This is a genomic window from Paraburkholderia hospita, from assembly GCF_002902965.1.
In the GTDB taxonomy this organism is placed as follows: domain Bacteria; phylum Pseudomonadota; class Gammaproteobacteria; order Burkholderiales; family Burkholderiaceae; genus Paraburkholderia; species Paraburkholderia hospita.
In genome coordinates this window covers 3980522-3993286 of sequence record NZ_CP026105.1, presented here as the reverse complement: position 1 = coordinate 3993286, position 12765 = coordinate 3980522, and the positions used below count along the sequence as shown (strand labels likewise).

The window sequence follows — 12765 nt, the reverse complement described above, 5'->3', positions numbered from 1 at the left end:
CTTTAGACCCCGCCCGTCACGCGTATCACTTCTTCGAGCGACGTCAAGCCCGATGCGAGCCAGCGGTCGCCGTCCTCGCGCAATGTGCGCATGCCTTGCTTGCGGCCGGTGTCGAGAATCTCGGCGTCGGAGGCATTGCGGTGAATCAGCGAGCGGATCGATTCTTCGACGTTCAGCAGTTCGTACACGCCGCGCCGTCCCGCATAGCCCGAATGTCCGCACTTGTCGCAGCCGACGGGATGCCAGAACTTGCGACCGTCCTCTTCTTCGCGCTCTACCTTGCACACGGGACACAGCCGCCGCACGAGCCGTTGCGCCAGCACGCCAAGCAGCGACGACGCGAGCAGATACGGCTCGACGCCCATATCCGTCAGACGCGTGACGGCGGACGCAGCGTCGTTGGTGTGCAGCGTCGCGAGCACGAGGTGGCCCGTCAGCGACGCCTGCACAGCGATCTGCGCCGTTTCGAGATCGCGGATTTCACCAATCATGATGATGTCCGGGTCCTGACGCAGAATGGAACGCAGCGCGCGGGCGAACGTCATACCGATCCGCTCATTGACCTGCGTCTGGCCGATGCCGGACAGATCGTATTCGATTGGGTCTTCGACGGTCATGATGTTCGTCGTCGCCGTTTCGAGCCGCGACATCGACGCGTACAGCGTGGTCGTCTTGCCCGAGCCCGTCGGGCCCGTGACGAGCACGATGCCGTGCGGACGCGAAATCAGCTTGTCGAACTGGCCGAGTGTATCGGACGCCATGCCGAGCGCTTCGAGATTCAAACGCTGCGCGTCTTTTTCCAGCAGACGCAGCACGGCGCGTTCGCCGTGGCCCGTTGGCAAGGTCGATACGCGCACGTCGACAGGCCTTCCACCGACGCGCAACGTAATGCGGCCATCCTGCGGCAGACGCTTCTCGGCGATATCGAGCTGCGCCATGATCTTGATCCGCGAAATCAGCGCGCCGTGCAGTGCTTTCTTTGGACGCACCACGTCGCGCAGCGTGCCGTCGACGCGAAAGCGCACCACCGACGCATTCTCGAACGGTTCGATATGAATATCCGATGCCTGTTCGCGCGCGGCCTGCGTGAGCAGCGCGTTGATCATGCGGATGATCGGTGCGTCGTCTTCGGATTCCAGCAGGTCTTCCACTTCGGGAATGTCCTGCATCAGACGCGACAGATCGACTTCGCCTTCCACTTCGCCGACCACCTGCGCAGCGCTGCCGTCCTGGCGCGAATACGCCTGATTGATCGCCTGCGAGAGTTCATCCGCTTCGAGCCTCACAACCGACACCGCGCCGAAATTGCGCGCAACTTCCGCGAGCGCGGCCTGGGTCGTGCGTTCGCTGATCCATACTTCCATCGAATCGGCGTGTTGATGCGCGACGAGAATCTGGCCGCTTTTCGCGAAACCATACGGCACGAGTCGCGCGGCTAGCGCAGAGGGCGGCTCGCGGTGCGCTCCGCCAGCGGCCGGTGAATCGAGCGGCGCGCTGCCGGGCGCGTGCGGCGTGCTCACGGCTGCACCCCCGGCGTACTCGTGGCCGGTTGCGCTGGAACCATTTGTGCGGGCGGCTGCGGCTGAGGTTGAGGCTGCGTCTGCGGGACGTATGCGGGAGCCGGGACCGGCACCCCTAGCGCCTGTTGACGCCGCATACTGTCGAGATCGAACAGGTTCAACGGCGATCCGCCCTGGCTCGGGCCAACCGGCATCGGCGGCACCACGGGATCGTCCTTGTCCTTGATCAGGTTGTTGTCGGACTTGTATGCACCCGTCACGCCCTGAATGTAGTCATAGCGGTTCGCCGTCACCGCTTGCGCCGTGTCGCGGTCGTTGATGATCACCGGACGCAGGAATACCAGCAGGTTGGTCTTCGCGCGAACCTTGTTTTCCGAGCGGAACAACTGGCCGATCCACGGGATGTCCCCGAGCAGGGGCACCTTGCTGTTATTGACCTGGTAATTGTCCTGCATCAGGCCGCCAAGGACGATGATCTCGCCGTTGTCGGCGAGCACGGTCGACTGGATCGAGCGCTTCGTGAACTCGGGGCCGGCCGGATTGGTCGCCACATTGGTCGTTCCCGCCACGATCGCCGAATCTTCCGTATACAGCTGCAGTTTCAGGATGCCGCCCTCGGTGATCTGCGGCTTGATATGCAACGTCAGACCCACGTCGATGCGATCGAAGGTGTTGAACGCCGAGGTCGCCGTGCTGCTCGTGAGGTTCGAATACGAGCCCGTCTGGATCGGCACGTTCGTACCGACGACGATCTTCGCTTCCTGGTTGTCGAGCGTGATGAGGTTAGGCGTGGACAGCACGTTGGCATCGCTCGTCTGCGACAGCGCCTGCAGCAACGCGCCGAGCCCCTGCACACCGAAGAGGTTGTGCAGCCAGCCTACATTCAGGCCCTGCTGGAGATTCTGCGTCGCCAGCGCCGTAGCCAGGCCACCCGTGGCGGCGCTGGCTGCCGCTGCCGCCGTCAGGTTGACGATACTGTTGCCGCCGCCCGTGGCTAGGTTAGTGCCCGCGAACACGTTGCCGCTCCCGATCTGCCACTGGATCCCAAGGTTGGCGTTCGTGTTCGAGTTCAGCTCGACGATCAGCGCTTCGATGTAGACCTGCGCGCGGCGCACGTCGAGCTGGTCGATCACGGCGCGCAGGTTGCGGTAAACGGGGTCGGACGCGGTGATGATCAGCGAGTTGGTTGACGCGTCGGCCTGGATCATGCCGCCAGGCTGATTGTCATCACCGCCGCCTCCTTCCTTTTCGCCGAGAAAATCCGAGCTGCTGCCGCCCTGGCCGCCATAGCCACCGCCACCGCCACCGCCACCGCCCAGCGGATTACTGCCCATCGACGACGAACCGCCCAACGAGCCCGATGGCAGCGGCGGCGAGCCCGCGCCACCCGTCGACGTGGGCGAGTTGTTCTGGTTGAACGAGTTCGCGGCATTGCCGCCGCCCGACGACGACGATTCAGTACCGCCGCCGCCCTTGCCGAGCATGCCGCGCAGCGTCTTCGCGAGACGCACGGCGTCGGCATTGCGCAACGACACGACGTGCATGTTGCCGGGCTGGCCGGTTGCGGCATCCAGCTGCTTGGCGAGCGACTTCGCCGCCGCGAGACGCCCCGCGTTCGACGCGCGCAGCAGCAGCGAATTGGTACGCGGGTCGGCCTGCACGGAAACCTTCAGCGTTGCATCCGTGTTGCCGATCGTGCCGGGGTCGAGCATCTTCGCCATTTGCGTCGCGACGTCGATCGCATTCGCGTTCTTCAGCGGCACGACCTGCACCTGCTGGCCTGCCGCCGTGTCGACGCCCTGAATGATCTGCGCGATGCGGCGCACGTTATCCGCATAGTCGGTCACGACGATCGTGTTGTTCCCCGGATACGCCGCGACCGTGTTGTTCGGCGAGATCAGCGGACGCAATACGGGCAACAGGTTATTCGCCGATTCGTTCTTCAGCTGGAATACCTGCGTGACCACCTGATCGCCGCGCGCCGCGGGCGCATTGCCGATATAGGTCGGCACGCCTTGCAGCTTCGCATCGGCCTCGGGCACGACCTTCAGGACACCATGGTCCTGCACCAGCGAAAAGCCCTGCATTCTCAACGCGGACTGCAAGGTCTTCAGCGCCTGGTCTTCCGGAACGGGATTCTCGGAAACCAGATTCAATTGCCCTTTCACGCGCGGGTCGACGATGATCGTTTTACCCGTCGCCGCGCCAATCGCCCTCGCCACCTGATCGATGTCGGCGTTGACGAAGTTGAGCGTCACCTGAGCGTGGGCGATCTGCGTGGTGATCATGCCAGCGACCAGCAACGCTGTCGCGACGCGACGCAATGCCATACGATTTCTTCTCATGGATGTGGTTTCGAAGCCGACGTTGTGATCCGGCGACGGTCATGCGCAGTGGACGACCGGCCGACACCTGTTCGTCCCCAGTCTCGCAAAGCGCTCCGTGGCAGCCACTGCCAAGGATGCCCTTGCCTCCCTGTAATCAAAAACAACGAACAGTAACAGCTTTTCATGTCGGAAATGTCACAGAACCAAGGAGTTCCGTGCGATTCCTCTAACGTTCTCAATCCGACGCTTCTCGGATTGCGTAATCTGTTAAGTTCTTGAAAGTTTTGCGTTCCGAACCGGTGCGCGTTTTCGGCCGACTTTGGCCGCAAGTTACTCGCTTATGTCGGCTGGCCAACTTTAACACGTCATGTCCAGCCGGTATGATACGGGCGGAATGATGGTTCGAGTATCCTTAAGGTAACGGGTTTTCCCGAGTTCAAGCCCGCCGGATATAGGTTTCGAGTCGTCTTTACCGTCCCATTGCTTAGGAATCGAACATAGTTTGTCATCTTGACCGATGAAGCCAATCCCCGTCACTGTCGCCGTTGCCTTGGCCGCGCTAATCAGCGCCGGGTCCGCGCGCGCCGACTGCTTCGACGAGGCCGCCGGCTATCAGAAGGTCAACCCGTTGATTCTGCGGGCCATTGCCTGGCAGGAATCGCATAACCGTCCCGCGGCAGTGCACAAGAACGCCAACGGTTCGACCGACTATGGCGTCATGCAGATCAACTCCGTGCATCTGCCCGTGCTTGCGCAATACGGCATCTCGCAGGGCACGCTGATGGAGCCGTGCAAGAACGTGTACATCGCCGCGTGGCATTTGCGGCAGAAGATGAACAAGTACGGCAACACGTGGGCGGCTGTTGGCGCCTATCACTCGGAGACGCCGTCGCTGCGCGACGAGTACGCGCGGCAAATCGTTGCCATTCTCCGTAAGTGGAATCTGATGCCTGCCAAATAGTTGGGCAGCGCCGCTCAACCAGTTCCCCCATTCGCCGCACTTCAGTGAAGGCATCACGTCGCTCCAGTTGATGCACAATGCGGCTTCGTGCTGCTGCCAGTCCGGGTCCGTTTGAACGTCCGGCCGGCGCATGCGTCATTCACCTTCAAGTTTCCGTACCGCGATGAACCAGCCGCTTTTGCCCGTCACCGTGATCTCCGGTTTCGTGGGCGCGGGCAAGACCGCGCTCGTCGATCAGATTCTGTCGAACCCCACTGGCCCACGTGTCGCCGCGATCGTCACCGACCTCGCCGCCGTGCGCCTCGATATCGACAACGCGGCGCCCGCGTCTTCGACCGCCTCGCAGGTTGAATTGCCGAACGGATGTCTCTGCGCACAAGCCGGTGAAGATTTGCTCGAACAGTTGGACCAACTGGCGTCGGCGAATCGTTTCAACGCGATCATCATCGAAGCGGCCGCTACCGACGAGCCGATGAACCTCGTCGAGTCGATCATCGAAGACGAAACGCTCGCGGCGCTCGTGCGCGTCGATACTGCCGTAACCGTGGTCGATGCAGCGGGCTTTCTGCGCGACTACGCGTCGGCCGATGCGCTGTCCGAGCGCGGCATCGCCGCTCATGAAGAGGACGATCGAACGATCGTCGAAGTGCTGATCGAACAGGTCGAGTTCTGCGATGTGTTCGTCATCAACAAGGCGGACCTCGTTTCCGCCGACGATCTCGCGCATCTGCAAGCGATACTCGCCGCGCTCAATCCGCGCGCCGCGCAGATCGTGAGCACCTATGGCAATGCGCCTTTCGAGGAAGTGATCGGCACGGCGCGCTTCGATTACGACGCGACGTCGAACGCGGCCGGCTGGCTCGCCTTGCTGCACGATCCTTCGAGCCATGAAAACGAAAGCGGGGGCCGGGGTGTCGGGCATGTCGTCTATCGCGCGCGGCGGCCGTTTCATCCCGAACGGATGTGGGCGCTGCTGCATGAAGAGTGGAAGGGCGTGTTGCGCGGCAAAGGCTTCTTCTGGCTCGCGACGCGCAACGAGATCGGCGGTTCGCTATCGCAAGCGGGCGGCGCTTGCCGGCCGGCGCCGGCAGGAACGTGGTGGGCCGCGCAGGATCGCAGTGAATGGCCCGAAGGCGATGACGAGCTGCTGGAAGAAATCGCCGCGGACTGGTACGGCGACGCCGATGACTTCACGATCGGCGACCGTCGCCAGGAACTGGTGCTGATCGGCGTCGACATCGATCCGGCGCACTGGCGTGCGAAGTTCGATGCATGTCTGCTGACCGACGACGAGTACGCGTTGGGCGCCGAGGGATGGCGCACGCTGAGTGATCCGTTCCCCGCGTGGGATCTCGAAGACGACGATCACGACCACGATCATGGCCACGACCATCATCACCATCATTGAACGTAATGGATTGACGTCACGTCCGTCATCGAAAACGCAGACGAAAAAAAACCCGCCGATGGCGGGTGTCAACAACTCAGCGCTGATGCTTAGCGCTTGTTGACTGCGTCCTTGAACGCCTTGCCAGCCGTGAACTTAACGGTCTTTGCGGCCGGAATCTTGATGGTTTCGCCCGTCTTCGGGTTGCGGCCCGTACGTGCTGCCCGCTTGCCCGAACCGAAGCTGCCGAAGCCGATCAACTGGACTGCATCACCCTTCGCCACTGCCTTCTTGATGACTTCAAGCAGCGTGTCCAGCGTCTCGCCGGTTTGAGCCTTGCTGGCGCCCGTCTGACCTGCGACGGCGTCGATCAGTTCCTGTTTGTTCATTAAGGTTCCTTTCTGGTTTAGGTTGACACGAACAGCGCGAACGCGCCGATTATACGTGCGCGCGCCGCGCCGTCGAGCAGCGACGGCTCGGGAATACCCCCGACTCCCGCGGCACGCCTGGCGCCGCACGGAGCACCGTGCTGCCGCTTCCCTCGCGGCGCTTGCTATGATAGCGCAGCGCAAACCCAATCTGGATAAGGGTTTCGAAGAATTACACGCTGCAACGCCTGATACAGCATGGAAAACAGCATTTTTGGCATGCAGAGCATCGAATAGATGCTATCCGAGTCGTCCAAAGCCCCGTCAGCGTTGGTTTTTGCCAACGTTCGACACCGCTCCGACAGGCTGCAGACGCCGTCTGGACGGGCTGTGACGGGTGTCGGCATCGCGTGACCGCTGCAAATTCGTGCTTCCAGTCAGTGCTTTGCCGTCGCCCGGTTCTCTTCCTTGCACCGCATTTCATCGCGCATGACCGACCCGCTCGTTCCCGCCATCCTCGCGTTTCGCGACAACGGCACCCCGTATTCGCCACGCCACGACGACATCTATCACAGCGCCGTCGGTGCCCTTGCGCAGGCCGAATACGTCTTCCTGAAAGGCAATGAATTGCCGTCGCGCTGGCAAAAGCGGCGCGTATTCACGGTGCTGGAAACGGGCTTCGGCATGGGCATCAACTTTCTCGTGACGTGGGCCGCATGGAGCTCGGACCCGGATCGTTGCGAGCGCCTGCACTTCGTATCGACGGAAAAGCATCCGTTCTCGCGCGACGATCTGCTCGCAGCGAGCGCTGCGGCCGTTGCGGACGCATCGATCGCACCGCTTGCACAACAGCTCGTCGATGCATGGCCGACCCTCGTGCCCGGCACTCATCGGCTCGAGTTCGAGGAAGGGCGCGTCACGCTCACGCTCGTGTTCGGCGACGCGGCGCAAACGCTGCATTCGCTCTGGCTGCGTGCCGACGCCTTCTATCTGGATGGCTTCTCGCCCGCGAAGAACCCGGAGCTGTGGACGCCCGCAATCTTCAAGGCGCTCGCGCGCCTCGCTGGCGACGACGCGACCTTCGCCACTTATACAAGCGCGGGCGATGTGAAACGCGGATTGCAGCAAGCGGGCTTCGAATACCGGAAGATCGATGGCTTCGGATGGAAACGCGCAATGCTGGTCGGACGCTTTGCGCCGCGCTATCGCGTGCGGCGTCACGAACCGCCATTGCCGCTTGCCGTCGACGAACGGCATGTCATCGTGATCGGCACTGGGCTCGCGGGATGCGCGGCGATCGAACGACTTACGGCGCGGGGCTGGCGCGTCACGTCGCTCGAACGGCATGCGGGCATCGCGCGCGATGCGTCGGGCAATCCCGCCGGTGTGTTTCATCCGATGATGTCGCGCGACGACAGCGTCGGTTCGCGCATCACGCGCGCGGGTTTCCTTTATGCGTTGCGACAATGGTCCGCGCTCGAGCGGCGCGGATATCGTCCGTTGCGTGGCCCGGACGGTCTGCTGCAAATCGCCGCGGATGAAGACGAAGCCTCGGCCATGGCGCAGACGTTCGCTTCGTTCGCTTATCCGCGGGATTACGTGACGGCCGTTTCCCCCGACGAGGCGCAACGCATCGCCGACATGCGTGTTGCGCGAGGCGGCTGGTTCTTTCCCCACGGCGGCTGGATCGATCCCGCGTCGCTCTGCGCGGCGCAATGTGAGGCGGCGGGTGGATTGCTGGAGCGCCGCTTCAACGTCGTGGCTTCGCGCGTCGAACGCGTTGCAAATCAATGGATTGTGTTCGATGCGAACGACGCAGCGATTGCCAGCGCGCCCGTCGTCATCTTTGCGAATGCGCATGAAGCGGCGCGCATCGCCGGCTTGCGCCACGCGCCGACGCGCAGCGTGCGCGGTCAATTGACGCTGCTGCCCAGCGATGCGGCGCACGCGTTGCGCGTTCCCGTGATCGGCGAAGGGTACGCGGTGCCGCTGCCGGATGGCTCCACGCTGACGGGCGCAACCTATGACATCGACGATCCCGACACACAAATACGCGATGGCGCTCACACCGAGAACATCGAGCGTGTGGCCCAGATGCTGCCCGACATGCATGAGGCGATGGGTACGGGTGCGCCTTCGTCGCTGGCAGGGCGCGTCGCGTTTCGTTGCGTGACGAGCGACCGTCTGCCGATGATCGGCGCATTCGCCGACGAAACAGCCGCAACCCGCGACGCCGGCAAGCTGCGCGGCGCCTGGCCGCTGGATCTGCCGCGCGCGCAAGGGCTGTATGGCGCATTCGCGTTTGGATCGCGCGGACTCGTGTGGGCGTCGCTGGGTGCCGAGCTGATTGCTTCGCAGATCGAAGGCGAGCCGTGGCCCATCGAGCGGGATCTCGCCGAAGCGCTCGATCCCGCTCGCTTTCTCTTGCGCGCGCTACGGCTGGGTACCGCGAACTGACTTTTTTCCTGTGGAAAAGTTATCCACGGCGCGTTGTGGATAACCGGGAAAAATGCGGGCGAAACTCGTGTGGAACGGATGTGGACGTAAACGGGGTAACTCGACAGACGTAAACATCGGCCAAAAGTTATTCATCGAACCCAGTCGGGCGCGCACATCAAGTGCATCCGGTTATGCGTTCGGCAAGACGCTGATTTGCTTCGGTAAACTCGAGTTATCCACAGAAATGCGGGGCCCTTGTTAACTTCTACTACGTATACATACAGTAAACCTATTGATGAAAAGCCCGTTGTCGGTCGACGCACGCCAGCATCATCTTTCCTCTCAAGAAACAAATGCTTTAGCGCAGGTTTTCAAGGTGCAGGCGTCTCGGGCTCAAGGCGAAAGCCGAGTGCCTTGGCGCGGCGCTTGAGTGCGGCAAGGCTGCGCTGCTGTTGCTGCTCTTCGTAGCGCTGCTGCCCCTGGTAGAACGCGCCGAGCGCCGAATCATTGCGCGACAGGCTCATCGCCGCGAGCTTCAGGGCCTGGCGCACCCGGTTGGCCGAGCGGCGGGTGCGGGCGCTAAGCACCTTGCCGCCGCTGATCTTGGTCCCGGGACACAGCCCGAGCCATGAGCAGAAGTGCTTGACGTTCGCAAAGCGGCTCAGGTCCGGACCGATCTCCGAGAGGATCGTCATCACGGTGGCGACCGACAGGCCGTTGATGCGCGTCAGGTCAACGCCGGCCCAGCGTGCGAGAGCCGCACGGGCATCAAATTGCGGAGCGTTCTTGCTGCGCTGCTTGCCCGGCCCGCCCAGTTCGATCTCGTGACGGCCCAGGGGCGCCAGCAGCGCCTCGATCTTCGCGTCGCACTCGAGGATGCGCTGGGCCAGGCTGTCGAACATCGTCACCGCCTGCCCGAGCACGAACAGGTGCTCATCGCGCCAGTTACCGGTCAGCGCCCGTTCAATCTCGGCCGCACTGGCCTTCACGCGGCCGTGGCGATGCTGCGCGAGCACTTTCGGATCGCGCTCGCCGGCCATGATCGCGCGGATGATCGCCTGTCCGGTCACACCCATCACGTCCGTGAGCACTTCGGTGAGCTGCAGGTTCATCTGCACCAGTGCCTTCTGCATGCGCAGCACCCAGCTGGCCTGCTCAGTGAGCAGCACCTCGCGCTGCCGCACTACCGCGCGCACCACGCAGACCTCGCCGTCGGGGCGCCAGGCCGCCCGCAGCAGCCCGAGACTCATGAGTTTCTGCAGCCACTGGCAATCCATGACATCGCTCTTGCGACCCGGTACGTACTTCATCTGCCGCGCGTCGACCAGCCACACCGTCAGTCCGCGTTGTTCCAGTACCTCGTACACAGGGATCCAGTAGACCCCTGTCGATTCCAGCGCCACTGTATCGACGCCGCACGCGAGCAGCCAGTCGGCCATCGCGTTCAGATCATCGGTCATGGTCCCGAACTCCCGGACCGGCTCATCAGAGGTTGCCCTGGGCACGGCTACCCAGTGACTTGAGCCTCCGATATCGATGCCCGCTGCGTTTGGAAAAACCTCGGGGCTGTCTTCGCGCTTGCGCATCGCCATGGCTTGTCTCACTATCGTGGATGGGCGGCAGCGCCATGGGAAGCGTCGTATTCGACTCGATCTCTCAAACGGGATGCGGCTCACGCCGCTCGCCACTGTCACCGACGATTCCCGGACCATGCTATTAAACGGGCTCGCTACACGACGCGCCAACGCCGTGAGCTCGCACCAATGCGTGTTCGGTCATTTCGGCAGCTGCTGCTCACTTTTATAGCCCATCCCGCCCGATCTCCTTCCGCTCATCGTTTCTTCGCGAACACCGTACCCGGGCAGGGTTTGAGAAGCTATTAAGAAACTCGCAAAACGGGGCGTCGCTTCGTCAGCCGTCTTCTTTGCTGTTCATCGCTCCGAAACTGGAACGCCTGAGCGCAAGAACACTCAAACGCAAGCATCCCGAAGACGCAGTGCGTGAGGCCTGCCGGACGCGCAAAAACATCGCTGACAAGACCATTCTTCTCCAACACACCCACGTTTTCCGGTCGCTTTTTCCTGTTGTTTCGAAGTTAGCGTACGTTTTACCGCTTTGAGCGCTTGTTCGACGCTTTTCCGTCAAGTGTAAAAAAGCTATGGCACAATCGCCGTTCTTCCGCGTCGCGTATTGCCCCCGCAATCGACGCGCCAATGGAACGGTTGCCGGACCCACAGAATCTGATTCAAAAGTCGACGGCGCTCTTTTCACTCACGTCGGGCTGCCCGTAGTCATGCGGCATCGGCGTGGTCGTTTCAGTTTTTCACCCGATCGTTGACAACCCGCAACGCCGGCAGACGCGAACCGATCGCGGCAACGGACGCGGCGCGCGCTTTGCGTGCCGACGTCGTCTGCCCGTTTGCGTTGCCGAGCGTTGCTGCAAAGGAGAAGGCACCACGATGAAGTCGGCGTTTTCATTCTTTCCAGGCTGGCCGCTCACGCCCGATGCGATTTTCTGGGCAGGCCTTGCTTTGCTTGCCGCAGGTCTCGTCGGCGAGCTGTGCTATCGCGCGTGGCATCTGCCGCGCATTTCCGGCTATGCGGTGATCGGGCTGATCGCGGGATCGGCGGGATCGGGCGTGATCGACGCGGATTCGGCAAGCACCGCGCGCCCATTGCTCGATGTCGCGCTCGGCCTGCTGCTATTCGAACTCGGCAGCCGGCTGGATCTGCGGTGGATTCGCCGCAATACGTGGCTCATCGTGTCGAGCATCGCCGAATCGACGCTCACGTTCGTACTCGTGCTGCTGGTGCTGCTGTTCCTGAACGTGTCGTCGGTGACGGCGCTCGTGCTTGCGTCGATCGCAATGGCGACTTCGCCCGCGATGGTGATCCAGCTGAAAACCGAGGTGCGCGCCGAAGGCCAGGTCACGCAGCGCCTCTTGACGCTGACGGCGCTCAACAGCATGTATGCGGTGATCGTCGAGAAGCTCGCGTCCGGCTGGCTGCATCAGGAAGCCTATGGCAACGTGCTCGCGACGATCCTCCAGCCGCTGTATCTGCTGATCGGCTCGCTGATCCTCGCGTATCTGCTCGCGCGCACCATCACGTTCTTTTACAAGCGTGTGAATCTGCAGGACGAGCACTCGTTCGTCGCGCTGTTCGGCCTCGTGCTGCTCGCCATTGCCATCGCGCATATCTTCAAGCTGTCGACGATTCTCAGCCTGCTCGCCGCGGGCATCATCGTGAAGAATCTGGAAGCGCGCCCGCAACTTTGGCCGGAGCACTTCGGTACGGCGGGCTGGCTGCTGACGGTGATTCTGTTCGTGCTCACGCTGACCACGTTCGAATGGCGCGACGTCGCGATGGGCGGCCTCGCAGCCGTCGGACTGATCGTCGCGCGGCTGGTGGCCAAGCTGGTCGGCGTGCTCGCGTTCGCCAAGCCGAGCGGACTCGACATGAAACAGGGCATGGCGCTGGGGCTGTCGCTGTCGCCAATGTCGGCGCTCGCGTATCTGCTCGTCGACGACACCTACCAGCTCTATCCGAATTTCGACCCGACGCTGCGCGCGGTCACGATGTGCTCGATCGTCGTGTTGCAGCTGGTCGGGCCGTGGCTCGTCTACCGCTCGCTCGCGCTCGTGGGCGAACGCCGCGAGTAAAGCGGCGCGCCCGCACCCCGTATTTTTCACGCAGCTCGAGCGTTCGGCTGCAGCATCGACAGTCAATCCGGCCGGCGCCGCCCGCATCGGGCGCTGATGCC

General features: G+C 62.6%; 8 protein-coding genes. 4 read left to right on the top strand and 4 right to left on the bottom strand.

Annotated elements, in window-relative coordinates; all coding sequences use genetic code 11:
- Window positions 1-2: 2 nt before the first annotated feature.
- Both gspE and gspD read right to left on the bottom strand, forming a co-directional pair.
- Window positions 3-1520, bottom strand: coding sequence for a type II secretion system ATPase GspE (gene gspE / locus C2L64_RS18145; RefSeq protein ID WP_090834746.1), 1518 nt, complete (start codon window positions 1518-1520; stop codon window positions 3-5).
- A complete protein-coding gene (gene gspD / locus C2L64_RS18140) occupies window positions 1517-3850 on the bottom strand; it encodes a type II secretion system secretin GspD (protein ID WP_090834745.1) in 2334 nt (777 codons plus the stop codon). Before gspD ends, gspE begins: the two co-directional genes overlap by 4 nt.
- A 514-nt stretch (window positions 3851-4364) precedes the next feature.
- On the opposite strand from gspD, the gene C2L64_RS18135 reads away from it, so the two are divergent.
- Both C2L64_RS18135 and C2L64_RS18130 read left to right on the top strand, forming a co-directional pair.
- Window positions 4365-4808 carry a lytic transglycosylase domain-containing protein gene (locus C2L64_RS18135; RefSeq protein WP_090834743.1) on the top strand — a complete coding sequence of 148 codons (444 nt, stop codon included), beginning with the start codon at window positions 4365-4367 and terminating at the stop codon, window positions 4806-4808.
- Window positions 4809-4971: 163 nt separating this feature from the next.
- On the top strand, window positions 4972-6216 hold the full coding sequence (locus C2L64_RS18130) for a GTP-binding protein (protein WP_090834741.1): 1245 nt from the start codon (window positions 4972-4974) through the stop codon (window positions 6214-6216).
- 89 nt (window positions 6217-6305) lie between these two features.
- Here the strand turns inward: C2L64_RS18130 and C2L64_RS18125 are convergent, their stop codons facing one another.
- Complete coding sequence (locus tag C2L64_RS18125) at window positions 6306-6584, bottom strand: HU family DNA-binding protein (protein ID WP_007581741.1); 279 nt, start codon at window positions 6582-6584, stop codon at window positions 6306-6308.
- Window positions 6585-7052: 468 nt separating this feature from the next.
- Here C2L64_RS18125 and mnmC point away from each other — a divergent pair, with 468 nt between their 5' ends.
- Complete coding sequence (mnmC, locus tag C2L64_RS18120; protein ID WP_090834739.1) at window positions 7053-9020, top strand: bifunctional tRNA (5-methylaminomethyl-2-thiouridine)(34)-methyltransferase MnmD/FAD-dependent 5-carboxymethylaminomethyl-2-thiouridine(34) oxidoreductase MnmC; 1968 nt, start codon at window positions 7053-7055, stop codon at window positions 9018-9020.
- 353 nt (window positions 9021-9373) lie between these two features.
- On the opposite strand, the gene C2L64_RS18115 is transcribed toward mnmC, so the two are convergent.
- A complete protein-coding gene (locus C2L64_RS18115) occupies window positions 9374-10594 on the bottom strand; it encodes an IS110 family RNA-guided transposase (protein WP_090834737.1) in 1221 nt (406 codons plus the stop codon).
- Between the two features lie 867 nt (window positions 10595-11461).
- On the opposite strand from C2L64_RS18115, the gene C2L64_RS18110 reads away from it, so the two are divergent.
- Window positions 11462-12664 (top strand): cation:proton antiporter, encoded by a 1203-nt coding sequence (locus C2L64_RS18110; RefSeq protein ID WP_090835020.1) that lies wholly within the window; start codon window positions 11462-11464, stop codon window positions 12662-12664.
- The last annotated feature ends 101 nt before the right edge of the window (window positions 12665-12765 follow it).